This is a genomic window from Streptomyces sp. NPDC096079 (genome assembly GCF_040303145.1).
In the GTDB taxonomy this organism is placed as follows: domain Bacteria; phylum Actinomycetota; class Actinomycetes; order Streptomycetales; family Streptomycetaceae; genus Streptomyces.
Genome location: NZ_JBEOST010000016.1, coordinates 153444 through 178242, shown reverse-complemented (window position 1 = coordinate 178242; position 24799 = coordinate 153444). Strand labels below are relative to the sequence as shown.

The 24799-nt window shown below is 73.5% G+C and carries 22 protein-coding genes; 11 read left to right on the top strand and 11 right to left on the bottom strand.

The annotated features are described in order from the left end of the window. The 3 genes from ABTY59_RS27900 to ptsP all read left to right on the top strand — a co-directional run. A partial coding sequence (locus ABTY59_RS27900; protein ID WP_352021794.1) for a hypothetical protein occupies nt 1–220 on the top strand: 220 nt, incomplete at its 5' end. A 283-nt stretch (nt 221–503) separates the two neighbouring features. Further along, nucleotides 504–953, top strand: coding sequence for a PTS sugar transporter subunit IIA (locus ABTY59_RS27895; RefSeq protein WP_352021793.1), 450 nt, complete (start codon nt 504–506; stop codon nt 951–953). Between the two features lie 80 nt (nt 954–1033). After that, nucleotides 1034–2704 (top strand): phosphoenolpyruvate--protein phosphotransferase, encoded by a 1671-nt coding sequence (gene ptsP, locus ABTY59_RS27890; protein WP_352021792.1) that lies wholly within the window; start codon nt 1034–1036, stop codon nt 2702–2704. A 70-nt stretch (nt 2705–2774) separates the two neighbouring features. Here the strand turns inward: ptsP and ABTY59_RS27885 are convergent, their stop codons facing one another. Together ABTY59_RS27885 and ABTY59_RS27880 are read right to left on the bottom strand one after the other, a co-directional pair. After that, entirely contained in the window at nt 2775–3668 is an 894-nt protein-coding gene (locus tag ABTY59_RS27885) for a DUF8829 domain-containing protein (RefSeq protein ID WP_352021791.1), read from the bottom strand. Between the two features lie 23 nt (nt 3669–3691). Beyond that, nucleotides 3692–4981 (bottom strand): MFS transporter, encoded by a 1290-nt coding sequence (locus ABTY59_RS27880; RefSeq protein WP_352021790.1) that lies wholly within the window; start codon nt 4979–4981, stop codon nt 3692–3694. 45 nt (nt 4982–5026) lie between these two features. On the opposite strand from ABTY59_RS27880, the gene ABTY59_RS27875 reads away from it, so the two are divergent. The 3 genes from ABTY59_RS27875 (at nt 5027) to ABTY59_RS27865 (ending at nt 8293) form a co-directional block, all read left to right on the top strand. Next, nucleotides 5027–6346 (top strand): aminotransferase class I/II-fold pyridoxal phosphate-dependent enzyme, encoded by a 1320-nt coding sequence (locus tag ABTY59_RS27875; protein WP_352021789.1) that lies wholly within the window; start codon nt 5027–5029, stop codon nt 6344–6346. A 124-nt stretch (nt 6347–6470) separates the two neighbouring features. Next, the gene (locus tag ABTY59_RS27870) at nt 6471–7211 is read left to right on the top strand and encodes an RNA polymerase sigma factor (protein ID WP_352021788.1); all 741 of its coding nucleotides are present in this window, start codon (nt 6471–6473) and stop codon (nt 7209–7211) included. Beyond that, nucleotides 7208–8293 carry a CU044_5270 family protein gene (locus ABTY59_RS27865; RefSeq protein ID WP_352021787.1) on the top strand — a complete coding sequence of 362 codons (1086 nt, stop codon included), beginning with the start codon at nt 7208–7210 and terminating at the stop codon, nt 8291–8293. The genes ABTY59_RS27870 and ABTY59_RS27865 overlap by 4 nt, the downstream gene beginning before the upstream one ends. A 108-nt stretch (nt 8294–8401) precedes the next feature. Here ABTY59_RS27865 and ABTY59_RS27860 read toward each other — a convergent pair whose 3' ends face one another. Continuing rightward, nucleotides 8402–10396 (bottom strand): acetoacetate--CoA ligase, encoded by a 1995-nt coding sequence (locus ABTY59_RS27860; protein WP_352021786.1) that lies wholly within the window; start codon nt 10394–10396, stop codon nt 8402–8404. Between the two features lie 215 nt (nt 10397–10611). Between ABTY59_RS27860 and ABTY59_RS27855 the strand changes: the two genes are divergently transcribed. Then, nucleotides 10612–13035, top strand: coding sequence for a glycoside hydrolase family 31 protein (locus tag ABTY59_RS27855; RefSeq protein WP_352021785.1), 2424 nt, complete (start codon nt 10612–10614; stop codon nt 13033–13035). 40 nt (nt 13036–13075) lie between these two features. Here the strand turns inward: ABTY59_RS27855 and ABTY59_RS27850 are convergent, their stop codons facing one another. The 4 genes from ABTY59_RS27850 to ABTY59_RS27835 all read right to left on the bottom strand — a co-directional run bounded on the left by ABTY59_RS27850 (nt 13076) and on the right by ABTY59_RS27835 (nt 17069). Continuing rightward, nucleotides 13076–15154: a hypothetical protein gene (locus ABTY59_RS27850; RefSeq protein WP_352021784.1), complete on the bottom strand. Its 2079-nt coding sequence runs from the start codon at nt 15152–15154 to the stop codon at nt 13076–13078. Between the two features lie 7 nt (nt 15155–15161). Continuing rightward, complete coding sequence (locus tag ABTY59_RS27845) at nt 15162–15929, bottom strand: AAA family ATPase (RefSeq protein WP_352021783.1); 768 nt, start codon at nt 15927–15929, stop codon at nt 15162–15164. 35 nt (nt 15930–15964) lie between these two features. Then, nucleotides 15965–16363, bottom strand: a complete 399-nt coding sequence (locus ABTY59_RS27840; protein WP_352021782.1) for a hypothetical protein — start codon at nt 16361–16363, stop codon at nt 15965–15967. A gap of 127 nt (nt 16364–16490) precedes the next feature. Further along, nucleotides 16491–17069 (bottom strand): NUDIX domain-containing protein, encoded by a 579-nt coding sequence (locus ABTY59_RS27835; RefSeq protein WP_502995434.1) that lies wholly within the window; start codon nt 17067–17069, stop codon nt 16491–16493. Here ABTY59_RS27835 and ABTY59_RS27830 point away from each other — a divergent pair. From ABTY59_RS27830 to ABTY59_RS27820, 3 genes are all read left to right on the top strand, one after another. After that, nucleotides 17068–17889, top strand: a complete 822-nt coding sequence (locus ABTY59_RS27830; RefSeq protein WP_352021780.1) for a M15 family metallopeptidase — start codon at nt 17068–17070, stop codon at nt 17887–17889. The two genes, ABTY59_RS27835 and ABTY59_RS27830, sit on opposite strands and share 2 nt — an antisense overlap. A 65-nt stretch (nt 17890–17954) precedes the next feature. After that, nucleotides 17955–18428 carry a Zn-ribbon domain-containing OB-fold protein gene (locus ABTY59_RS27825; protein WP_352021779.1) on the top strand — a complete coding sequence of 158 codons (474 nt, stop codon included), beginning with the start codon at nt 17955–17957 and terminating at the stop codon, nt 18426–18428. A 26-nt stretch (nt 18429–18454) separates the two neighbouring features. Next, nucleotides 18455–19612, top strand: a complete 1158-nt coding sequence (locus ABTY59_RS27820) for a lipid-transfer protein (protein WP_352021798.1) — start codon at nt 18455–18457, stop codon at nt 19610–19612. Between the two features lie 12 nt (nt 19613–19624). Here ABTY59_RS27820 and ABTY59_RS27815 read toward each other — a convergent pair whose 3' ends face one another. From ABTY59_RS27815 to ABTY59_RS27800, 4 genes are read right to left on the bottom strand one after another with little or no spacing between them, the layout of a single operon-like run. Beyond that, complete coding sequence (locus ABTY59_RS27815) at nt 19625–20224, bottom strand: GTP-binding protein (protein ID WP_352021778.1); 600 nt, start codon at nt 20222–20224, stop codon at nt 19625–19627. Beyond that, nucleotides 20205–20630, bottom strand: a complete 426-nt coding sequence (locus tag ABTY59_RS27810; protein WP_352021777.1) for a DUF742 domain-containing protein — start codon at nt 20628–20630, stop codon at nt 20205–20207. Before ABTY59_RS27810 ends, ABTY59_RS27815 begins: the two co-directional genes overlap by 20 nt. A 10-nt stretch (nt 20631–20640) precedes the next feature. Next, nucleotides 20641–21084 (bottom strand): roadblock/LC7 domain-containing protein, encoded by a 444-nt coding sequence (locus ABTY59_RS27805; protein ID WP_352021776.1) that lies wholly within the window; start codon nt 21082–21084, stop codon nt 20641–20643. After that, nucleotides 21081–23960, bottom strand: coding sequence for a sensor histidine kinase (locus ABTY59_RS27800; RefSeq protein WP_352021775.1), 2880 nt, complete (start codon nt 23958–23960; stop codon nt 21081–21083). The genes ABTY59_RS27805 and ABTY59_RS27800 overlap by 4 nt, the downstream gene beginning before the upstream one ends. A 436-nt stretch (nt 23961–24396) precedes the next feature. Between ABTY59_RS27800 and ABTY59_RS27795 the strand changes: the two genes are divergently transcribed. Then, on the top strand, nt 24397–24789 hold the full coding sequence (locus ABTY59_RS27795) for a hypothetical protein (protein ID WP_352021774.1): 393 nt from the start codon (nt 24397–24399) through the stop codon (nt 24787–24789). Nucleotides 24790–24799: the final 10 nt, after the last annotated feature.

Sequence of the window (24799 nt, the reverse complement as noted above, 5' to 3'; positions counted from 1 at the left end):
TCTGGCGTTGATTTTTGGCACGCTGTTGAGTTCTCAAGGTGCGGACGCTTCCTTCGTTCCTGTTTCCAGGCCCTCCGGGCGCTTCCTTCGTTTCCAGCTTAGCAGATCCGATTTCCGTTTCTGCCACCCGCTGGAGCGGGCTGCTGGGGCAGGAATTCGCTTTTCGCGTTTTCCGTTCCCGGCGGGGTTGAACATTACCAGGCTTTCTCGGTCCCCCTGACCACTCCCGCTGCGAGCACGCAGAGGTGTAGACCACTGGGGTTAGGATCTGGCTTGATAGGTGCTGCCGACCCGCGACCCAAAGCCGCGTTGGGGTCAGGCAGGAGTACGACAGTACATCCCACCGTCAGTAGAGGCAAATCGTTTCCGGTAGTCCCTAGCTCCGACCAACGGGTACGTCTCGTGCGGAACCGGGACTTCCTATGACATACGCTTCTGAACAGTACGCCGTCCAGGACAGGTAGTGACGGCGTAACACGATCTCCGCCCCTGGGAGGCTTCCCATGACAACCGTGACGTCGCCGCTTGCTGGACGCGCCATCGGTCTCGCCGCAGTTCCCGACCCGGTCTTCGCCGGTGCGATGGTCGGGCCCGGTACCGCCATCGATCCCGTACGTGAGGCCTCGGAGGCCGTCTCCCCTCTCGACGGGGTCATCGTCTCCATGCACCCCCACGCCTTCGTCGTCGTCGACGACGAGGGACACGGTGTGCTGACCCACCTCGGCATCGACACCGTCCAGCTGAACGGCGAGGGCTTCGAGCTGCTCGTGAACAAGGGTGACCGGGTGACGCGCGGACAGGCCGTCGTCCGTTGGGACCCCGCTTCCGTCGAGGCCGCCGGCAAGTCCCCCATCTGTCCCGTCGTGGCCCTGGAGGCCGGCGCGGACTCGCTGTACGACCTCGTCGAGGACGGCGACGTGAAGGCCGACGACGTGCTCTTCGGCTGGCGCTGAGCCGGTCCGTCCTCGTGACGACCGCGAGTTCGACATTCAACGCGGCGGCCGGGGCCGTCGCTCAATCGGAGACGGGTGAGATGGAGACAACGCTGCGAGGCGTCGGCGTCAGCCACGGAGTGGCGATCGGCGAGGTCCGGCACATGGGTACGGCGGTGCTCGAGCCGCCGGCCAAGCAGATCCCCGCGGAAGAGGCGGAGCGCGAACAGGGGCGCGCCCGTCAGGCCGTGGAGGCTGTGGCCGCGGACCTGAATGCCCGGGGCAATCTGGCCGGTGGTGAGGCGCAGGCGGTGCTGGAGGCCCAGGCGATGATCGCCCAGGACCCGGAGCTCATCGCCGACGTCGACCGTCGGATCGCGGTCGGCAGCACGGCCGAGCGCGGCATCTACGACGCCTTCTCGCACTACCGCGAGCTGCTCGCCGGGGCCGGCGAGTACATGGCGGGCCGGGTCGCGGACCTGGACGACGTGCGGAACCGGATCGTGGCGCGTCTTCTGGGCGTGCCGATGCCCGGTGTGCCGGACAGCGACGAGCCGTACGTGCTGATCGCGCGGGACCTGGCGCCGGCCGACACGGCGCTGCTCGACCCGACGCTCGTGCTCGGGTTCGTGACGGAGGAGGGCGGTCCGACCAGCCACAGCGCGATCCTCGCGCGGGCGCTGGGTGTGCCGGCCATCGTGGCGCTGCCGGGCGCGGGTGAGCTGGCCGAGGGCACGCTCATCGCGGTCGACGGTTCCACCGGTGAGCTCTTCGTGGACCCGAGCGAGGAGAAGAAGGCGGAGCTGACGAAGGCGGCCGCCGAGCGCAGGGCGGCGCTGGCCACGTCCAGCGGCCCGGGCGCGACCTCCGACGGTCACAAGGTGCCGCTGCTGGCGAACGTCGGCGGTCCGGCGGACGTGCCGGCTGCGGTGGAGGCGGGTGCCGAGGGCGTCGGTCTGTTCCGTACGGAGTTCCTCTTCCTGGACGACAGCAAGAAGGCGCCGTCCGAGGAGAAGCAGGTCGAGGCGTACCGCGCGGTGCTGGAGGCGTTCCCCGAGGGCCGTGTGGTCGTGCGGGTGCTCGACGCGGGCGCGGACAAGCCGCTGGACTTCCTGACCCCGGTGGACGAGCCGAACCCGGCGCTGGGTGTGCGGGGGCTCCGGTCGCTGCTCGACCACCCGGAGGTGCTGCGGACGCAGCTGACCGCGCTGGCGAAGGCGGCCGAGGGGCTGCCGGTGTACCTCGAGGTCATGGCGCCGATGGTGGCCGACCGTACGGACGCGAAGGCGTTCGCCGACGCGTGCCGTGAGGCGGGGCTGCGGGCGAAGTTCGGTGCGATGGTCGAGATTCCCTCGGCCGCGCTGCGGGCGCGCTCGATCCTCCAGGAGGTCGAGTTCCTGTCGCTCGGCACCAACGACCTGGCGCAGTACACCTTCGCGGCCGACCGTCAGGTCGGTGCGGTGTCGCGGCTGCAGGACCCGTGGCAGCCGGCGCTGCTCGACCTGGTGGCGCTGTCCGCCGAGGCGGCGAAGGCCGAGGGCAAGAGCTGTGGTGTCTGTGGCGAGGCCGCTTCGGATCCGCTGCTCGCGTGTGTGCTGACCGGTCTCGGGGTCACCTCCCTGTCCATGGGTGCGGCGTCGATCCCGTATGTGCGGGCGACGCTGGCGAAGTACACGCTGGCGCAGTGCGAGCGGGCCGCGGCCGCGGCTCGTGCCGCGGACACGGCGCACGAGGCGCGGCTGGCCGCGCAGGCGGTGCTGTCCGGGGAGTGATCCCCTGAGGTGCTCGGCGAAGGGGCTTTCCGTCACGGGGTGGCGGGGAGCCCCTTCGTCGTGTGCGGGGTCAGTGGTGGGTGGTCCAGTCGTCGTCGGGGTCGGGGGCGAGGGGGTGGCCGGCGCGGTACTCGACGCCGGGCTCCGGCGGGAGGGGTTCGCCGGTGCGTGCGTCGGTGCAGTAGGCGGCGAAGACCTCGGCCTCGGTGAGGGGAGTCAGGGTGCCGTCGGTGAGCCGCCAGCCGTGGAGCCGGTCGGGGGCGCCGGGGGCGGTGGTGCGCAGGACGATGCCGCCGGGTGCCGCGAGGGCGATGCCGGCGGCGAGTACGGCGGTGAACTCCGGTGCTGTGGCGTCCTCGGGGGGTGTGGTGCCGTGGGTGCGGTGGAGGACGGCGAGGAGTCGGTCGTCGGCTGCCTGGACGCTGCAGACGAGGTGGTGGGTGCCCGGGCCGGCGGCGTCGAGGAGGCGGGTGAGGAGGCGGGCCGCCCGCTCGTACGCGGCTTTGCCGATGTCCTTGCCGCAGGCGGCGCAGTCTCCGGCGGTGGCGAGGACGGTGGTGGCGTACTCCCAGGTGGCCTGGCGGACCGCGGTGTCGACGAGCTCGGGGAGGAGGCGGGTGAGGGGCTGGCCGGTGTAGGTGACGCGGGCGCCGGTGGTGGCGAGGTGGGCGGTGAAGTGGCTGCGGCTCGCGGGGTGGTCGGGGTCGGTGTCGGTCTCGGCGCACCAGGCCGCGTACTCCTCGGGGTCGAAGAGGGTGACGGTGGTGTGGCCGCCCTGGGTCGCGAGGGTCTTGAGGAGGGCCTCGATCGCGCGGAGGTAGGTGGTGTGGTCGTCGAAGGCGAAGGTGCGGTACCGGCGCATGGCGGCGAAGTCCTGCTCGTCGGCGAGGAGGCCGACGGTGCTGGGGACTTCGCGGCGCAGGGCGCGGCGGAGGTGGGTGGTGGTCGTTCCGGTGCGGGTCATGTCTCCCCCTGGTGACGCTCCGATCAGTGCTCACTCACCGTAACCTTCGGCACTGACAGTGACGACGGGGCGAGGCGGCGGCGGACGAGGCGGTTCTGGACGGCGGTGGTGGCGACCAGGGCCGCGCCGAGGAAGGGCCAGGCGAGGGGGCCCGCGGAGACGAGGCCGGTCATGAGAAGGGGGCCGGCGAAGCGCTGGGTGGACTGGGCGAGGCCGTGGACTCCGAGGTACGCGCCCTGGGCGTCGTCCGGGGCGAGGGCGACGGAGATCTCCCAGGAGGCGATGGTGTGGATCATCTCGGCGAAGGTGAGGACGACGGCCGCCGTGATCAGGGCGGTGATCGCGAGGGTGGGGCCGCCCAGGGCGGAGACGGCGACGGCGAGGGTGCCGACGGCGAAGAGGCCGGCCAGGGGGCCGAGCAGGCGTCGGGCGGCGTCGGTGGTGGTGCCGAACCGGGAGAGCGGGACCTGGAAGAGCACGACGAGGGCGCTGTTGATCACCAGGAGGAGCGGGGCGAGGCCGACGGGGGCGTCGGTGGCGTGGACGATCCAGAGGGGCAGGGCGACCTGGAGGATCGAGTCGTGGAGGAAGAAGACGGCCTCACCGGCGGTGAAGGCGAGGAAGCCTCGGTCGCGCCAGGGGTTGGAGGGCCTGGTGGTGGGTGCCGGGTCGGCCGAGGAGGCGGCGACGCGGGAGTGGGCGGGGGCCGGGGGTTCGGCGCAGCGGAGGGTGAGGGCGGCCATCACGAGGTAGGACAGGGCGTCGCCGACGAGCAGGAGGTGGAAGGCGGTGGAGGAGCCGACGGCGAGTGCGGCGGCGGCGCCGAGGCCGCCGAGGGTCCAGCCGATGTTGGAGGTGGTGCGGTTGATGGCCTGGTAGCGGACGCGGTCGGGGCCGGCGACGCGGGCCGCGTAGAGCTTGGTGAGCACGTTGGTGGCGCGGTCGGGGAGGGCGCCGACGGCGGAGAAGAGGACGAGCAGCGGGTAGTTGTCGGTGGTGAGCAGGGCGAGGAGGGCGGCGGCGCGGAGGAGTTGGGTGCAGATGATGACGCGGACGAGGGGGAACCGGTCGGCGAGGCGGCCGCCGAGGGGGGCGCCGGCGATGCCCGCGGCGCCGGAGACGGCGATGAGGAGGCCGACCTGGCCGAGGCCGAGGCCGGTGACGTAGGTGAAGTAGAGGGCCATGGCCGTGGACCAGAGTCCGGTGCCGCACTTGTCGATGAAGCCGATGAGGAGCATGCGGCGGCCGTCGGTGCCGCCGGGGATGCGGTCCTTGAGGGGCGGTCGGGCGGGTCGGGTGGTGCTGTGGCTCATGGGTCCCCCTTGCCAACTGCTTTGTATTGATACATACTTGATTACGTGGCAGCACAATATGCGATCGAAGGCACGACGGCCAAGGGGATTGCCGCGTCCGTGGAGCGGGGCGTGTCCGAGGGCGGGCTCGCGCCGGGTGACGCCCTGCCCCCGGTGCGGCGGCTCGCCGACGAGCTCGGGGTGAGTCCGGGGACCGTCGCCACGGCCTACAAGGAGCTGCGGCAGCGGGGGCTGGTCGTCACCCGGGGCCGGGGCGGAACCGTGGTGGCGGAGGTGCCCTCGGCGCCGTCGCGGCGTCCCCCGCGCGTGCCCGAAGGCCTGGTGGACCTGTCCGCGGGGTTTCCGGACCCGGCCTTCCTCCCGGTACTGCGGCCTCCGGCGGCCGTCGACCCGGTGTACGGCTCCCATCGCGCCGCGCCCCGGCTGGCGCGTCTGGAGGAGCTGACCAGGGCCTGGTTCGAGCGGGACGGGGTGTCGGCGGAGCACGTGACGTTCGCGCACGGCGCGCTGGACTGCATCGCGCGGCTCCTCTCGACGGAACTGCGGCCCGGTGACGCCGTGGCGGTGGAGGATCCCGGCTTCCACCATGTGCTCGACCTGGTGCCCGCGTTGGGACTGCGGGCGGTCCCGGTGGCCGTGGACGGCGAGGGGCTGGTTCCGGAGTCGCTGCGGGCCGCGCTGCGGGGCGGGGTGCGCGCGGTGGTGTGCAGCCCGCGCGGACAGTGTCCGACGGGAGCGTTCTTCACGCGCGCGCGGAGGGACGAACTGGTCGCGGTGCTCCGCGGGTTCCCCGAGGTGCTCGTGGTCGAGGACGATCACAACGCGGAGGTCGGCGGAGCCGCGGCGCACACGCTCGCGGCGGCGGGGCTCGACCGGTGGGCCCAGGTGCGGACCGTGTCGAAGCACCTCGGCATCGACCTGCGCTGGGCCGGGGTCGCGTGCGACGCGGTGACGCTGGCGCGGCACGACCGGCGGATGGTGATGACCTCGGGCTGGGTCAGTCACGTCCTCCAGGAGACGGTGGCCGGTCTGATCGCCGACCGGGCCGTGCGGGAGCTGGTGGCCGCGGGCGAGGAGGCGTACGCCGAGCGGCGCACGGCGCTGATCGGCGCGCTCGGCGCGCACGGTGTCCGTGCGGTCGGCGCGAGCGGCCTCAACGTGTGGGTGCCCGTGCGGGACGAGTCGGCGGTGGTCAACGGCCTGCGGACGCAGGGCTGGTGGGTCGCGGCCGGGGCACGGTTCCGCATGGCGGCCCCGCCTGCGGTCCGGATCACCACGGCGAGGCTCGCGCCCGTGGACGCGGCGCGGTTCGCGGCGGCCTTCGCCGAGGTCCTGGGGGACTCGCAGGCGACGTACGGCGGGTGAGGGAACCGCCGGTGGCGGCGCCCGCGCCCGCGAGGGGCCGCACGGACGGTGCCCGGCGGGGCGTGTGGTCCAGGTCACGGGAACCCCGGCGAACCAGCGCCCAGTGCCTTGTGTGGAATCACCTATGAGAGATCGTTTCCGCGCCGGGGACCCCGCGGCGCTCGGAGAGGCGTACGACGAGCACGCACGCGTGCTCTACCACTACGCCTACCGGGTGTGCGGGGACCGCGCGGCCGCGGAGGACGTCGTGTCCTCCGCGTTCCTGGAGGCCTGGCGCTGTCGCGGGAAGGTGCACGCCGACGGCGGGAGCCTGCGTCCGTGGCTGCTCGGCATCGCGACCAACATCATGCGCGGCGCTGCCCGCGAGGCACGCCGACGGGATGCGGCGCTCGCCCGGATCCCCGAGCGCGGGGTACTGCCCGACTTCGCCGACGACGTCCTCGCCCGGATGACGAACGGGGAGCAGATCCGCGCCGCCCGTGTCGCGCTCGGCAAGCTCAGGCGGCGCGAGCGCGAGGTCTTCACGCTCGTGGTCTGGGCGGGCCTGGACTACGCCTCGGCCGGTGAGGCACTGGGCATCCCGGTCGGCACCGTCCGCTCCCGGCTGTCCCGGGCCCGTGAGCGGCTCCGCAAGCTCGCCGAGGCGGAACTCCGGGCGGGACGGCGCCGCGAGCGGTCCGCCGCCTCGGTCCGCTCGACCGGGCGACCCGCCCCCGGCGCCTCCGGAGACCTGCCGGAGGGCGCGCCCTCCGGCACGAGGTCCGACGCCTTCACCGTGCCGGCGTCCGCGCCCGGCCCCGTGGCCCCCCGCTCGTCCGTCCGCTCGGCCCTCGCGCCCCGACCGACCCAGGAGACCCAGGCATGAACGCCTCCACCCCCCGCCCGCACGCCGACGCGGACGCGCTCCTGCGTGCCGAGCTCACCGAGCTGCTCCCCCCGCCGCCGGTGCCGGAGCCGACGGCCGAGCGCACCGAGCACCTCAGGCACACCGTCCTGCGGACCGCCCTGGCCGCGTCCGGGGACGGCGCGACCGCCCGGCCCGTGCGTGCGGGCCGGCCCCGCCAGGGGCTCCGGCTCGGCTGGATCGCCGCGCCGATGGCCGCCTGCGCGGTCGTCGCCGGCGTCGCCGTGCTCGCGCCCCGCGACGCTCCCGCCGGGTCCGGCCGCGTCTCGGTCGGACAGCCCGCCTCCCCCGAGGCCGTACGGATCCTCTCCGGTGCCGCGCTCGCCGCGGCCGCCGCTCCGGCGCCGAACGTCCCGGCGACCGGGTACCTGTACGTCCGGAGCCTCGTCGCCCACGCCGGGCGCGGCGCCGACGGCGGCACGGCCGCGCTGCCGCCCGCGCACCAGCGCGAGGTGTGGCTCTCCGCCGACGGCCGCCGGCCGGGGCTGCTGCGCGAGCCCGGCGCCGCCGACACGGAACTCGGCTCCGAGGGCCCCGTGTACGAGGTGGACCGCCCCGGTGCCACGCCCCGGAAGACCACGCTGGAGGCGGCGCCGCCCTCCGTCACGAACCCGACCCACGCGTACGTGGCGACCCTCCCCACGGATCCGGCGGTGCTGCTGCGCCTGATCCGGGAGCAGACGGGCGCGGGCCAGGGCGACCCGGACCAGCGGGCGTTCACCGCGATCGGGACGCTGCTCTCCGAGACCTGGGCGCCGCCGAAGGTCACCTCGGCCCTGTACGAGGCGGCCGCGCGGATCCCCGGGGTGACCGTCCTGCCGTCCGCGAAGGACGCGGCCGGCCGTGAGGGCGTCGCCGTGGCCCGTACCGCCCACGGGGAGCAGACCCAGTGGATCTTCGACCGGACGACGTCGGCGTTCCTCGGTGAGCGCACGGTCCTCACCGAGACCACCTCGGCGGGGTCGGCCGGGACGGTCCTCGGGGTCTCGGCGGTGCTCGCCAAGGCGGCGGCCGCGGCGCCCGGCGAGCTGCCGAAGGGCTGACCACGGGCAGCGGAGGGCCCGCCGGTCCGGTCGGATCGGCGGGCCCTTCGTCGTGCCGGGGATCCGGGGACGGGTCCTGGCGCCGGCCCTGAGGGGTGCCGCCCGGCTCTACTGTCCGGACGGGTCCTGGCCGCGGCGGCGCTCGGCCGCGAGCGTCTCGTAGAAGTGGAGCAGGCCGAGGTCGTCGACCGAGCCGGCGTTGACGGCCTTGGCCAGGGGGGTGCCCTGGAGGAGGCGCTTGACCGGGACCTCGATGCGCTTGCCCGTGAGGGTGTGCGGAACGCCCGGGACCTCGATGATGTCGTCGGGGACGTGACGCGGGGAGAGCTCGCTGCGGATCGTCCGCTTGATGCGCTCGGTCAGCTCCTCGTCCAGGGCGACGCCTTCCACGAGGTGCACGAAGAGCGGCATCCAGTACCCGCCGTCCGGTTCCTCCAGGCCGATGACCAGGGACTCGCGGATCTCCGGGAGGCGCTCGACGGCCTCATAGATATCGGCGCTCCCCATCCGGACGCCCTGGCGGTTCAGGGTGGAGTCGGAGCGGCCGTGGATGACGACGGAGCCGTGGTCCGTGATCGTGATCCAGTCACCGTGGCGCCAGACGCCGGGGAACATCTCGAAGTAGCTGTCGCGGTAGCGGCTGCCGTCGGGGTCGTTCCAGAAGTGGATCGGCATCGACGGCATGGGGTTGGTGACGACGAGCTCGCCGACCTCGCCGATCAGGGGCTTGCCCGAGGGGTCCCAGGACTGGAGGTCGGTGCCGAGGCCCGCCGCCTGCAGCTCGCCGATGTGGACGGGGAGCGTGGGCACGGCGCCGGCGAAGCAGGAGCAGACGTCCGTGCCGCCGCTGACGGACGCGATCCAGAGGTTCTCGCGGACCTCGTCGTGGAGCCAGCGGAAGCCGTCGGGCGGCAGCGGCGAGCCGGTGGTGGCGACGCACTTCACCGCGGACAGGTCGAAGTCACGGCCGGGGTGGACGTCCGCCTTGGCGCAGGCCATGACGTACGCGGCGGAGGTGCCGTACAGCGTGGCCCGGGTGCGTTCGGCGACCCGCCACTGGGCGGCGGTGTCGGGGTAGCCGGGGCTGCCGTCGTACAGGACGACGGTGGTACCGGTGAGGAGGCCGGAGACGAGGAAGTTCCACATCATCCAGCCGGTGGACGTGTACCAGAAGAACACGTCCTCGGGCCCGAGGTCGCAGTGCAGGCCCAGCTGCTTGACGTGCTCGACGAGGATGCCGCCCTGGGACTGGACGATCGCCTTCGGCAGGCCGGTCGTGCCGGAGGAGTACAGCACCCACAGCGGGTGCGAGAACGGCACCTGCTCGTAGACCGGCTCGACGTCGGCGGCGACCAGGCCGGCCCAGTCGAGGGTGCCCTCGGGGGCCGGGGTGCCGAGGAGCGGGATGTGGACGACGGCGCGGAGGGTGGGCAGCTCGGCGCGCAGTTCGGCGACGGTGTCGCGGCGGTCGTGCTCCTTGCCGCCGTAGCGGTAGCCGTCGACGGTGAACAGGACCACCGGCTCGACCTGCTGGAAGCGGTCGAGGACGCTGCGGGCGCCGAAGTCGGGGGCGCAGGAGGTCCACACGGCGCCGACGGCGGCGGTGGCGAGCAGCGCGACGACGGCCTGCGGGACGTTGGGCAGGTAGCCGCTGACGCGGTCACCCGGGTTCACTCCGAGGGCCCGCAGTTCGGCGGCGAGGGAGCCGACCTGGCGGCGGAGCTCGCCCCAGGTGGTCGCCGTGGGCTCATGTGTCTCGTCCACATGGAGCAGGGCCGTGTCGTGGGGCCGCTCATCGGCGGCCCGCAGGGCGTGCTCGGCGTAGTTGAGGGTGGCTCCGGGGAACCAGTCGGCGCCGGGCATGGAGCGGTCGCCGATGACCCGGTCGTACGGGGTCGAGAAGCGCAGGTCGAACCACTCGACGACGGCCTGCCAGAAGGCTTCGAGCTCCTCGACCGACCACCGGTGGAGCGCCGGGTAGCCGCCTTCGGCGGGGGCGCCGTGGTGCTCGGCGGCCCAGGCCTGGAAGCGGGTGACGGCGGCCGTGGCGATGCGTTCCTGGTCCGGCTGCCACAGGGGCTCGGTCGGCGCTGCGGATGACATGTGGGGCGGCTCCCTGGCTGTACGCGGGTCTGCGTGTGTCTCGCGCACGTGCTGGGATGTGCGCGTGACGCGGCTGACAGGACGATGCCATGTGATCGTCATTCGCACCAGGTCTGCCCGCCCATGGTCAGGCAGTTGAACATGTGCTCCTACCACGGGTGAACGGCAGCTGAACGGAGCTTGTTCCGTCTCGGGCGGATGGCAGGGTGAGCTGCATGGACGGTCGGGAACTGCTGCGTTCGATGAAGGTGTTCGGTTCGGTGCGGGGCTTGCGGGTGGTGCTGTCGGCGTGGCGGCAGCGGCGTGCGGACGCGTGGGGGCTGCCGCCCCGGGGGACGGAGCGGGCCCGGGTGCCGGGGCTCGCGGTGGAGGCGGAGCCGGCCCCGGGCGGGGGGACCGTCCGGTTCGCCCGGTCCTCGCTCCGGATCTGCGTGTCGGCGGGCGGCACGGTGTTCTGGGGGTGGGACGGGGCCGGACCGCTGCCCTCGTACGCCCTGGCGGGGGAGGCGCCCGACCCGGATCCGCGGGCCTCGCTCGAACCGGACACCGACGGCGGCTGGCGGATCGTCTCGGAGCGGGTGACGGTGACGGTCTCCCGGCACGGGGCGGTGGAGCTGCGGACACCGGGTGGGGTGATGCTCCGCCGGGACCTGCCGCCGCGCTGGTGGGAGCCGGTGGCGGCCGGGAAGCCGGAGGGGGGTCCGGCGGATCCGGGGGCGGGCGGGGAGCCGGCCGGGGGTTCCGCGGCGACCGGCGCGGGCTCCGGGCGATGGGTGCAGCGCAGCGAGGTGCCGGCCGACGCCCGGTTCTTCGGCCTCGGCGGGCGGTCGGCGGGCCCGCGCCTGCGGGACGGCTCCTACCGGCTGTGGAACACCGACCCGAAGGGCCGTTTCGGGCCCGAGGACGATCCGCTGTACATCACGATGCCCGTCCAGTTCGTGGTCTCGGACGCCGGCACGCACCTGGCGTTCCACGACAACTCCTGGGACGGCCTGGTCACCCTCGCCGAGGGTGAGGAGGGTGCCGGTTCGGGGCACGACCGGCCGGGGACCAGCGAGGTGCGAATGGCGGGCGGGCCGCTGCGCTGCTGGGTGGTCGTCGGCACCCCCGCGCGCGTGCTGCACGGCTGGGCGGCGCTGACCGGCGCACCCGCGCTGCCGCCGTCCTGGGCGCTGGGCCCGCAGCACGCGCGCTGGGGCTTCGGCAGCGCCCGGGAGGTGCGGCGGGTGGTGGACGGGTACCGGGAGCGGGGGCTTGCGTTGTCCGCCGTGCACCTGGACATCGACCACTACGACGGGCACCGGGTGTTCACGGTCGACCGGGAGCGTTTCCCCGATCTGCCGGGGCTCGCGGAGGAGCTGCGGGAGCAGGGGGTGCGCCTGGTGTCGATCGTGGACCCCGCGGTGAAGGCGGAGCCGGGCGACCCGGTGTACGACGGCGGCGCCGCAGCGGACGTCTTCGTCAAGGACGCCCGGGGCCGGGAGGTGCACGGGGTGGTGTGGCCCGGCGAGTGCGCCTACCCCGACTTCACGGATCCGGCGGTACGGGAGTGGTGGGGCGGCCTGTACGAGGAGCGGCTGCGGCAGGGCTTCGCCGGGGTGTGGCACGACATGAACGAACCGGTGTCCTTCGTGCCCTTCGGCGACCCGACGCTGCCCCGTTCGGCGCGGCACGCGCTGGAGGGCCGGGGCGGCGACCACCGGGAGGCGCACAACGTCTACGGGCTCACGATGGCCCGCGCCGGGTACGAGGGGCTGTGCCGGCTGCGGCCCGACGAGCGGCCGTTCCTCTTCTCGCGCTCCGGCTGGGCGGGCATGCAGCGGTACGGGGGGACCTGGTCCGGCGACGTGTCGACGGGGTGGCCGGGGCTGCGGGCCTCGCTCGCGCTCGTCCTGGGCCTGGGGCTGTGCGGGGTGCCCTACTCGGGGCCGGACGTGGGCGGCTTCGACGGCAGCCCCTCGCCGGAGCTGTTCCTGCGCTGGTACCAGCTGGGCGCGTGGCTGCCCCTGTTCCGTACGCACGCGGCGATCGACGCGGGGCGGCGCGAGCCGTGGGAGTTCGGACCGGAGGTCCTGGAGCACGCGCGCGTGGCGCTGGCCGAACGCGAGCGGCTGCGGCCGTACTTCACGACGCTGGCCCGGCTGGCGCGGATGACGGGCGCGCCGTACGTGCGCCCGGTGTGGTGGGGCACGCCCGAGGACCGGGCGCTGCGGGACTGCGAGGACGCGTTCCTGCTCGGCGACGCGCTGCTCGTCGCGCCGGTCCTGACGCGGGGCGCGGACCGGCGGGCGGTGCGGCTGCCGAGGGGGCGCTGGTACGACACGGCGACGGGGCAGGCGTACGAGGGGCCGGGGCAGGTGCTCCTGGACGCGCCGCTGTCCCGGGTGCCGGTCCTGGCCCGGGCGGGCGCTGTGCTCCCCGTGCGGGGCGAGGGGGACGAGCCGGTCCTGGAGGTGTGGGCGCCCGCGCCGGGGCGGACGGGCGGGGGGCTCGTCGTGCGGGACACGGGGGACGGCTGGGAGCCGGCCTCGATCGAGCGGTACCAGTCGCGGCTGGTGGACGGGCGGGTCGTGGTGGAGCGCGTCACGGACGACGGGGTGGAGGAGGCGGGGCTGCCGGTGGTGGTGCGGGGGCTGTGAGGGCGCGCCGACCCGGCTGTGGGTCCGCACCCGCACCGGCTCAGCCGGGCAGCTCGCGCCCGCCGGGGCGGCCACCGGTGACGAGCCGGTACCGCCGGTGCATCCTCGTGAGGACGGCCATGGCGAGGACGGCGCAGACGAACCCGGCCGTGGCGGACACCGCGAACCCCACGCCGTTGCCCAGGGGTGTGGTTGCCAGGGCGACGATCGCCATGACGATGCCGACCCTCCTGACGATGTTCAGTGGCTTGTCCGCGACGGCGTAGAGGCTGTCAGGACTCCTCTCGCCGCCCCGGTGGCCCTTGCGCAGGCTCTCGACGACGAGGGCACCGGCGGCGAGGGCAGCCGAGCCGACCTGGGCCCACACGAAGGGGTTCAGGAAGACCTGCAGCACCGCGGCCGCCCAGGACACGAGCATGCACAGGCCGCTCGTGCCGAGGGCGCGGACGAAGTTCTCCCGGGGCAGGACGTACGGGAGTTCCACGTGGATCCGCGCCAGGCGCTCGCCGCGTTCCCAGGCGCTCGCGGCGTCCTCCCTGGTGTCGAGGACGAACTCCTGCACGCCGTCGGTCACGTCCGCTTCGACGAGCCGCCGGATCTCGGCGCTCTCGGCGACCAGGGGGGAGCCCGCGGCCTCCAGGCCCTCCGGGGTGACGACGTGGAGCCTGTTCTGCGGTACTTCGAGGGGGAAGGCGAGCTCCGCGGACACGAGGACGGCACCCCAGCCGATCCGGGTCACCCTGCTCTTTCCGTCGTAGTCGTAGCTCACCTCCGACGACATGCCCGCGTGCGCGTCGATCAGGGCCACCACGGGCATGTAGCGGATCAGCCGGTCGATCCGCCACCGTTGTCCGTCGTCCAGGTCGTCGTTCCGGGCCGCCTGCCGCAGGACGGCGGTGATCTCCTCCGTCTCCGGACTCCACGCGAGGGCCTGGAGGCTCCGGGCGATCTCCCGTCCCGGCGCGGGCTCGGCGTCCCCGTCGGACGTGAGGAGCCGGTGGACGCCTCGCGCGATCTGCAGCTTCACGTCGGTCGAGGTGAGCATGTTCAGCGGGCGGCCGTTGCGGTCCTTGAGGTGCAGGTCGTCCAGGAAGCGGTCCTCGTCCCAGGGCACGAGATCCACGATCACGGGCATCCGGGGGGCCGCGTGGACCTCCATGCCGACGAGCGCGCTGAGCTTCGTCCTGACCTCGTGTCGCGCCACGGTGCGGTCGGGGAACTCCAGTCGGTGGGTCCGGGTCCTGATCGTGGCGGAGATCCCGTCGAGTTCCTGCAGCATGCGCAGCTCGTCCCAGCCAGGGGCGGCCGGAAGCCCGCGCGGGTCGACGGTGGTCAGCGCGGCCGGCATGACCGAGGCCGTGAGGGAGGGCGTCGGGGCCGTGCGCTCCGTGTAGTACGCGACCAGGTCGGCGCCGAGCAGGACGATCCGTGAGACGGCGGGGTCCCGGGACGGGGGATGCTCGGCGAGCCGCTGCTCCAGGGTCATCAGCGTGCCCTGCTCCGCGCGGTCGGGCGCGCCGAGGATCTCGGCGATGGAGCGGATGATGTCCGCGAGGGAGTGCGCCTGCGGGACGGGCGCGGCGAGCCCGTTCACCGTCGCGGTCGCCGCCCGGCCGGCGGCCTCGGCCCGGCCCGCGAGGAGGGCGCGGTGCGCGAAGGCGGCGAGACGGGTGACGGAGGCGTCCGGCCGGACGGCGGCGAGGTGGCGGACCTCCTTGACGTAGCGGTCGAGCCGGTCGGTGCGCAACGGCTCCAGGGGCTGGTGGTAGTAGGCGGCGGCCAGGCGGTGGGCCCGGGCGAGCCGGTCGGGCGCCGCCTCCCGGAGGCGGTCGGTCAGCGCCGTCCGGAAGAACGTCCGGAGTACGTACGTCACGGCGTCGGGCTCGTCGTTCCCGTCCTCGTCGTCCCCGGGCCAGGCGGGTGCGAGCGTGTCCTTCTGGACGAAGGGGTTCGCGACCACCTCGCCGTGCCCGATGGCCAGGCCGAGCGCCCTCGCGGTGTACCCGACGAGCGGGGCGTCGATGAGGTCGTGCACGGACAGCGCCTCGACCAGGCGACGCTCGTCGGCGGGCAGGCCGTCGAAGCGCGTGAGCGCGCGGAGGGCCAGTTCGTCGTTCATGCCCGCCTCACCCGGCCGCGAACGGTTCGGTGTGGAGTGCCAGGAACTCGCGGATCAGCCCCGGCACGCCGAGGTGGCTCCGATGGATGGTCGCGACCTGTCCCTTGAGGCTGTGGAAGCCGAGCGAGGTGATCCACTCCTCGACGGCCTCGACGCCGAAGGGGGGCAGCGCCAGGGTGTGGACCGCGGTGACGTGGGGATACGCGAGGCGCGGCACCTGCCGGCCGGCCACGAAGACGCTGGTGCCGCGCCGGCTGAGGAACTCGGGAACCAGGTCCCTGCCGAGCCAGTCGCGCATAGGGGCCTCGCAGTGCTCGAAGCCGTCCAGGCAGACGACGGGACGACGCGCGTCTCCGGTGAGCGTGTCCAGCAGGGCGTCGCTCATGGCGTCCAGCTGGACCTTGTGGTCCCTGGAGGTGTTGACGACCATCTGCACCGTGGAGTTCCGTGCCCTCATGTCGTGCACGTTCACGGTGGCCGACCGTGCCAGCTGCGCGCGCACGGCCTGGTAGCCGGGGACCGGGACGTCCTGCCGGCGTGCCTGTCGGGCCAGGTCCCGCAGGACGTCGTCCTTCTCGACCAGGCGCTCCAGGTCGACGTAGTAGACGCCGGAGGCGGCGTGCCGTCGGTGGATCTCCCGGAGCAGCGAGGTCTTGCCGATGCCCGCGGGCCCTTCGAAGAAGAGCGCCTGGCGTTCGTCGCTCCCCCCGACGACGGCGGCGGAGCGTGCCAGTTGCTCCGCGCGGTCGACGTGGACGTGTTCTCGGTCAGGCACCCCGTGGCCCCGTTCCCTTGGTGTCGAGCGGTCCGTCAGGGGGCCTCGCCGGCCTGAGCTCCGGGGACGGGAGTGTCGGGAGCGGGGGTGCCGCAGGTCGGGGCGGGGGTGCCGGAGACGGGGGTTCCGGAAGCGGGGGCGGGGGTGCTGTCCCTGCCGGTGATCGTGACGGTGGTGTGCTTGACCTTCGAACGGAAGAAGGCGGTCCGCACGCCCTCGCGCAGGTGGAACCGGGAGCGCTTGAACACGGAGTCGTGGGCCTGGAGTTCCTGCTCAGTCAGGCCGCGCTGCTCCTCGTTGGCCTCGAAGCCGGCGGTGACGCCGGGCATGCGGACCGTCGCCTTCTTCAGCCTGTGCCGTATCAGGAAGAACATGCCGACGACCGCCGCGAAACCGGCGATGGCGATGACAGCCTCGGGCCAGCCGACGTTCATGGGCGCTCCCCCTCACCTCACCGCCTCGGGCGACGGCGAGCGGACAGCATGTCATAACAACACACGTTTCAGGGAGAGTTGGATGTTCCGCCGGGCGCCCGCACGCCCCCGGCGTGCGCCCCCACGATCAGAGTGCGCCCCTCTCGCGCCCGTACTCCCCCGCGAACCACTTCCGCACCGCCTCCGTGTGGAGCGGGAAGGCCAGTTCCGCCGGCGCCCGGAGCACGTGATGGCCGCTCGTCTCGTCCGTGGGTGTCGACGACGGGAGCAGGTCGGCCGGGCGGGGCGGGAGGAGACCGAAGAGGAGGAGGTGACCGGCCGGGGAGCTCAGCGCGTCGGCGAGGCGCACCTCATCGGCCGAGGCGGGGATGCCGGTCTCCTCGCGGAGTTCGCGGGCGACGGCGGCGCGCCAGTCCTCGCCGTGGTCGATGAAGCCTCCCGGCAGCGCGACGCCGCCGCGTGCGGGTTCGATGGTGCGGGTGATGACGACGAGGCCCGTCCCCGTCGCGTCGGTGACGGGCAGGAGGGCGACCGCGACGGGCAGCGGGTTGCGGTAGGCGGTGTGGCCGCAGACCGCGCAGGTGCGGGGCCAGCCGGCGTCGGGCCGATGGGCGGCGCCACAGGCGGAGCAGTGGGTGTCCTTCACGGCCCGACCGTATGCGATCGCCTTTCCCGGCGCTGCCGGAACTGGTAGACGGGGGCGCATGACTGGACTCGCAACCGCCCTCCGTACCCTCGCCGTCACGGCCGCGGCCGGACTGCTCGCCGTCACGGGCTCCGTCGCCGCGCCCGCTCCCCCGGCCTCGGCGGCGCCGGAGCCCAAGGCGCCGCGGGAGTTCGTGGCCCTCGGTTCCGTGGACCGCACGATCCTCCAGGAGATGCGCTACACGACCGCGCACAACTTCGTCGGCGAGCCGGTGGACGGATACCGGCAGCCGCTGTGCATCCTGACCCGCCCCGCCGCCGAGGCGCTGCACCGGGCGCAGCTGCGGCTGCTCGCGCGGGGCTACACGCTGAAGGTGTACGACTGCTACCGGCCGCAGCGGGCGGTGGACCACTTCGTGCGCTGGGCGAAGGACCTGGAGGACGAGCGGATGAAGAAGGAGTTCTATCCGCTGGTCGACAAGTCGAGGCTGTTCGCCGACGGTTACATCGCGGAGAAGTCCGGGCACAGCCGGGGTTCCACGGTGGATCTGACGATCGTGCGGCTCCCGGCGGCGCCCACGCGCGCGTACGTGCCGGGTGAGCGGCTCGTGGAGTGCTGGGCCCCGCGGGAGGAGCGCTTTCCGGACAATTCCGTGGACATGGGGACCGGGTACGACTGCTTCGACACGCGCTCGCACACCGACGACCCGAGGATCCGGGGCGCGCAGCGGGCCAACCGGCAGCTGCTCAAGGGTGCGCTCGTCGAGCAGGGGTTCGTGAACCTGCCGGAGGAGTGGTGGCACTTCACGTTCGAGCCGGAGCCGTTCCCGGGCACGTTCTTCGACTTCCCGGTGGCGCGGAGGTCCGTGGCGGGGCGTTGAGCCCTTCTCAGCACCGGTCTCCCATGGCACACTTCTGACGCTTCGTCAGATCACGGGAGGTGCCGATGGCACGGACGCGCAGACCGGTGGTGGCCGGATGGTTCACCGACGACACCGTGCCGGAGGCGGAGTTCCGGCTGCTCGGCACCCGCTGCACGGCCTGTGCGTCGGTCTTCTTCCCACGGGAGGACGACTGGTGCCGCAACCCCGGCTGCCCCGGCGGCGGCGCGCTGGCCGAGGTCCCTCTCTCGCCGCGCGGCCGGGTCTGGTCGTACACCGACGGCCGCTACCGGCCGCCCGCCCCGTACGTCTCCGACCCGGACGCGCCCTGGGAGCCGTACACCCTGGTCGCCGTCGAGCTGGCGGACGAGGCGATGGTCGTCCTAGGCCAGGCGGCACCCGGGGTCTCGACGGCCGACCTCGCCGTCGGGACGGAGGTGGAGGTCGTCCCCGGCGTCCTGAACGAGGACGAGGAGCACCTCTGGACCACCTGGAACTGGCGGCCGGTCGCGCCGGAACCGCGGGAGGAGCGGTCGTGAACGACATCGCCGTACTCGGGGCCGGGATGCACCCCTGGGGCAAGTGGGGGCGGAGCTTCGTCTCGTACGGGACGGCCGCCGCCCGCGCCGCGCTCGCCGACGCCGGTCTGGACTGGTCCGACGTCGGATCGGTCGTCGGCGCCGACACCATGCGGTGCGGATACCCGGGGTACGTGGCCGGGGCGACCTTCGCCCAGGCCCTCGGCTGGCAGGGCGCGCGCGTCACCAGCGTCTACGCCGCCTGCGCCTCGGGCGCCCAGGCCATCGGGACCGCGCGCGCCCAGATCCTGGCGGGGCTCGCGGACGTGGTCCTGGTCGTCGGCGCGGACTCGACGCCGAAGGGCTTCCTCGCACCGGCCGGCGGCGAGCGGCCCGGCGACCCGGACTGGCTGCGGTTCCGGGTCCTCGGGGCGACCAACCCGGCGTACTTCGCGCTCTACGCCCGCCGCAGGATGGCGCTGTACGGCGACACGGCCGAGGACTTCGCCCAGGTGAAGGTGAAGAACGCGGCGGCCGGCGCTCTCAACCCCCTGGCCCGCTACCGCGCGCGCGTGACCGCCGAGGAGGTCGCCGCCTCCGCGGTCGTCGCCGATCCGCTGCGGCTCCTCGACATCTGCGCCACCTCGGACGGGGGCGCCGCGCTCGTGCTGTCCAGCATGGAGTTCGCCCGCCGGCACGGGCACCCCGACCCGGTCCGCGTCCGGGCGGTGTCCACGGTCTCCCCCACGTACCCCAAGGCGGTGCTCGACCTCCCCGACATCGCGACCGACTCGGCGGCGGCCGTCTCCCCCGCCCCGCACACCTTCCGCGCCTCGATCGCCCGCGCCGCCTACGAGGAGGCCGGGATCGGACCCGAGGACCTGTCGCTCGCGGAGGTCTACGACCTGTCCACCGCCCTGGAGCTGGAGTGGTACGAGGACATCGGGCTCTGCGCCCCGGGCGAGGGCGCCAAGCTGCTGCGGGAGGGCGTGACGGCCCTGGGCGGGCGTCTGCCGGTCAACACCAGCGGCGGCCTCGGCTCCTTCGGGGAGGCCGTGCCGGCCCAGGCCATCGCCCAGGTCTGCGAGCTGACCTGGCAGCTGCGCGGCACGGCGGGCGACCGGCAGGTGCCGGGGGCGCGGGTCGGGATCACCGCGAACCAGGGCCTGTTCGGGCACGGTTCGGCGGTGGTGACGGTGCGCTGACCGCCCCTGCCGTCACGTGGCGACCGGGCTCCTGTCCGCGAGGACGAGGGCGTGCTGGACGACTGCCACGAGGACGTCCTTCACGGATTCGCGGTCCCGGGCGTCGCACATCAGCAGCTCCACCTCGGGGTCGAGGTCGAGCGCCCCGCGCACGGTCTCCGCGGGGAACCGCCGGGCGCCCTCGAAGCAGTTGACGGCCACCGTGAAGGGGATGCCGCGCCGCTCGAAGTAGTCGATCGCGGCGAAGCTGTCCTCCAGGCGGCGGGTGTCCGCGAGGACGATCGCGCCCAGGGCCCCCTGGGCCAGCTCGTCCCACAGGAACCAGAAGCGGTCCTGGCCCGGGGTGCCGAAGAGGTAGAGGACGAGGTCCTCGCGCAGGGTGATCCGGCCGAAGTCCATCGCGACCGTGGTGGTCGTCTTGGTCTCGACCCCGTGCAGGTCGTCGACGGGCCGCCCCGCCTCGCTGAGGATCTCCTCGGTCCGCAGCGGCCTGATCTCGCTGACCGCGCCCACCAGTGTCGTCTTGCCGACCCCGAACCCGCCCGCGACGAGGATCTTCAGGGTCACCGGCTCGACATAGGGCTTGTTGCGGCTAGAGCGCCCGAAGGCCATTGATCACCTCGCGAAGGATGCTCACGTCCGGCAGCTCGGCCGGCGGAACGGGGCGGGTCACATGGACGAGTTCGTCCTCGACGAGATCGCCGACGAGGACCCGCACCACCCCGACGGGGAGGTCGAGTCCGGCGGCGAGCTCGGCGATCGACTGGGGCTGCTCGGAGCAGCGTTCGACGATCTCCACGTGTTCCGGGGAGAGCGTCTGGTCCCGGCCGGGGTCGTCGGCGGCGGGCTCGGGGACGACCACCGCGATCAGGTCGAGCCGGTGGCGGGTGGCGGCGCTCGTCCGGCCGCGGGTCATCGCGTACGGACGGACCACCGGCCCGGCCTCGTCGTCGAACCAGTGGTGGTGACCGGGGGTCAGGTCCCGCTTGTGCCGGCTCCGCTCGGCTTCGTCACTCATGCCGTCCCACTCACCCTCCCGAGGGCAGGCCGGTCCGGGGAGCCGTCGTGAGGTGGGCCCCGACCCGCTTCACCATCAGCGTCATCTCGTAGGCGACCTGGCCCACGTCCGAGTCGGCGTCCGCGAGCACCGCCAGGCAGCTGCCGTCGCCGGCGGCCGTGACGAAGAGGAAGGCGTCCTCCAGCTCGACGACCGTCTGGCGGACCTTGCCCGCCTCGAAGTGGCGGCCGACGCCCTTGGCGAGGCTGTGGAAACCGGAGGCGACGGCGGCCAGGTGCTCGCCGTCCTCCCGGGTCAGCTCCTGGGAGGCGCCGGTGGGGAGCCCGTCGCCGGAGAGCACCAGGGCCTTCCGGATCGACCCGACGCGCTGGACGAGCTCGTCGAGGAGCCAGTTCAGTTCGCCGTTTCCGTGTCCGGCGGTGGTGCTGGGTGCTGCGGCGTTCGGTGCGGTCATCGACCGTCCCCCTCGGGTGTCGTTCCTGGTGCTGTCGGGTCGTCCGGCTCGGTGGTGTCCCGTCGGCCGCGCTGCCAGCCGCGCTGCATGGCGGCCATGCGCGCGCGTACCTCCTCGGCGTCGCGCTCGAAGGAGTCGGGCCCGTCGGACGGGGCTCCGCTGCCCGTACCGGCGTCGGCGCGGGCTCCCGCACCGCGGCCCGCCGCGCCCTCGGTCTCGCGCAGCTGGGGCGCGAGGCTGGCCTGGCGGACCCGGCGGGGCAGGCCGCCGAACAGGTCCGCGCCCTCCGTCGGCGCAGGTCCCTCCGGCGCCGCGGAGGCGTCCGGGCGTCCGGGGATCCCGGGCCGCACGGGGACCAGGGTGGGGCCGGTGCCCGGCGGGAGGCCGCCGCGGTCCGCCCACGGGTCGTCCTGCGGGTGCGCGCGATCGGGCTGGGGCTGGGAGCGGTCGGCCTGCGCGTGGCCGCGGCCCGGCTGCGGGTGGGAGCGGTCGGGCTGCGGGTGGGAGCGGTCGGGCTGCGCGTGGGCGCCGTCCGGTTCGTCGAGGCGGCGGCCGTGGTCCACGACGAGGGTCGGGGTGCGGCGGCGGGGCAGCGGTACGGGGCTGAGGCGCGCGCCGTCGACGGGCGCGCCCTGCTCGGCGCGGCCCGCCGTGCGGTCCGTGGCCTGCTCGTGCTGCTCGCCGGCGGGCCCGAGCCCGGTGCGGCGCCGGTCGCGGGGCCGGAAGAGGCCACCGCGCTCGCTGTCGCTGTCGAGGAGGTCCGCCGAGCGGTCGAGGAGCGCGTCGAAGTCCTCGGTGCCCAGCGGCGCCTCCAGCTCCACGGGCCCGTCCAGCGGTCCAGGAGCCTCGGTCACGTCGGGGACCTTGGTGAGGGCCGGCCTGCGCAGCGGCAGGGTGCCGTCGTCGGCGGGCGTGCCGTCGCTCCGGGCCGGGCGCTCCAGGGTCTTGCGGTCGAGCCGGAATCCGGCGCCCTGGGTCTCGGGCGCGTCGGTGAGCAGCGCGGCCGGGATGAAGACGACCGCGGTGGTCCCTCCGTACGGAGAGGTCTGGAGCGAGACCCGGACGTTCTGGCGCTGGGCGAGGCGGCTGACGACGAAGAGGCCGAGCCGGTCGGTGTCCGAGAGCTCGAACTCGGGGGTCTCGGCGAGCCGGAGGTTGGCGTCGAGCAGGGCGTCGGGGTTCATGCCGAGGCCGCGGTCGTGGATCTCCAGGGTGAAGCCGTTGGCGACGCGCTCGCCGAGCACCTGGACGGCGGTGTGCGGGGGCGAGTAGACCGTCGCGTTCTCGAGGAGTTCGGCGATGAGGTGGGTGAGGTCCGCGACGGCGGGGCCGCCCACGCCGAGGCGGGGCAGTCGGCGCACCTCGACGCGCTCGTAGTCCTCGACCTCGGCGACGGCGGCCCGGACCACGTCCATGAGCTGGACGGGCTTGCGCCACTGGCGGGAGGGTGCGGCGCCGGACAGGATGACGAGGCCCTCGGCGTGGCGGCGCATGCGGGTGGTGAGGTGGTCGAGGCGGAACAGGTCGGCCAGCTCGTCGGTGTCCTCGGTGCGTCGCTCCATGGTGTCGAGGAGGGTCAGCTGACGGTGGAGCAGGACCTGGTTGCGGCGGGCGAGGTTGACGAACACCTCGGAGACGCCGCGGCGGAGTTCCGCCTGCTTGACGGCGGCCTCGACGGCGGCGCGCTGGAGGGTGTTGAGGGCCTGGCCGACCTGGCCGACCTCGTCCTCCCCGTACCGCAGGTGGGGCACCTCGGTGCCGACGTCGACCTGCTCGCCGGCGGCGAGGCGGCGCATGACGCTGGGCAGCCGGACGCCGGAGACCTCCTGGGCCTCCTTCTGCAGGCGGCGCAGGTCGCGGACGAGTTCGCGGCCGATGCGCAAGGAGATGACGATCGAGGCGATGAGGGCGAGGAAGCCGAGGACGCCGGCGACGCCGACCTTGAGGAGGACGCTGTACGCGGCGGGCTGGACGCGGTCCTGGTAGCGGTCGCCGGCGGCGGTGTTCTCGCGGGCCAGGTCGTCGAGGACCGGGCCGGCCTGGTCCTGCCACCGCTCGGCGGTGACGGCGCGCGGGCTGTCGGTGGGGCCCTCTTCGATGAGCGCGTTCTCGGCGGTGCGCAGCGGCTGGGTGTCGGGGCTGCGCCAGTACTTCTCGAAGCGCTCGCGCTCGGCGGCGGGCAGGAGTTCGAGGTTGACCTCGTAGTACTGCTCGCGGTTGGCGACGAGGTCGGATATCTCGCGGATCTCCTCGATGGTGACCCGGTCGGCGACGAGCGCGGAGAGGACGAGGGCGTCCTCCCGGGAGAGCAGCTCCCGCGCGCGCGTGATGCCGACGAGGGCACGGCCCTGCTTGTCCATCTCCACGTTCTCGAGGGCGTGGAGGGTGATGAGGAAGCTGTAGCAGGGGTCGACGAGCCGGTTGTAGAAGTCGAGGGCCTGCATCCGGCCGATGTCCCGCTTCTCCACGGAGCGGCGGAGCGAGGCGAGGCCGTCGAGGGCGTCGAGGAGGGAGCTGAGCCGCTGGGCGGTGACGGGCCGCATCTCCTCGCGCACGCCGGGGTCGGAGGCGTTGGCGCGGATGCGGGCGATCTGCCGGTCGGTGGCGCGGCGGGTCTCGCGCAGGGCCGGGAGGGCCTCGGAGCCCCGGGGGTCGGCCAGGTAGATGAGGGACTGCCTGCGCTCGATCTGGATGACCCGTGCGGTGTCCTCCAGGGGGTAGCCGACCTTGTCGACGATGTAGCCGACGTCGAGGAGCTGGTCGGCCTCGCGGCCCGTCAGGACCGTGGCGAAACCCCACAGTCCGGTGAGGGAGACGAGCGGTACGAGCAGCAACGCCACGATCTTCCTGCGGATGGACTTCCCGCGAAAGCGCATGGCCTCCCCCAGCTCGGCCCCCGTGCGCCACGGGGGTCCTTCACGTTCGTGACGCCGTCGTCAACACGCGGCGTCCACCCTGAATTTCAACAAACGGCGGCGCGAGCCTACTACTGCATCACGGCCATCCCGAAGGCGTGTCCGAGCGATTTTCAGCCTGTCGAGTGAGCGTTGATCATGAGATGTCCTGGTATTACGGGAGTTGGGATTGGTCACTGTGGCGTAGGACACCTGATGGTGTGCCATTTCTCCGGCCTGAGGGGATGGCTGGAACTGTTCGTTCCGCCCGGTCACGTGTCGCGTTCGTCCCCACCCGGGCGAAACCTTTTCCCTGTCCCGTGCGTCAATACGTGAGGGGAGGGTTCTGTCCGCGTAAAGGGGCGCAAAGACGGGCAGCCGACCCTGGAGTCTTTCAGCGGTGGGGAGTGACAGGACCATGGAACACGAGGCGCGGTCGGCGCGGCAGTTGTGGGTGGACGAGGAGCGGGGCCGACGACGGATGCCCGATCCGGTGCGCGACGCCGCCGTGCGGGCCGTCATGATCACGTCGGTGACACTGATCCAGGCCGTGGTCGCCTTCCTCGGCACGGTCGCGGGCTCGTGGCTTGCGTTCCCGATGACCGTCACCACGGTCGCCTCGACCGTGGTGGCCACCTGGAGCGTCCTCGACGTGTGGATCACGCGCCAGGTGTGGCGCCAGCGCAACGGTGTGGTGTCCGAGCCGAGCAGCACGGCGCGGCCGCCGCTCCGCGAGCGCCGCGAGGAAGGCCGGTCGGAGCGCCGCGAGGAAGGCCGGTCGGAGAGGACGCCGCTGTCGGAGGCGGCCTGAGCACGACGGT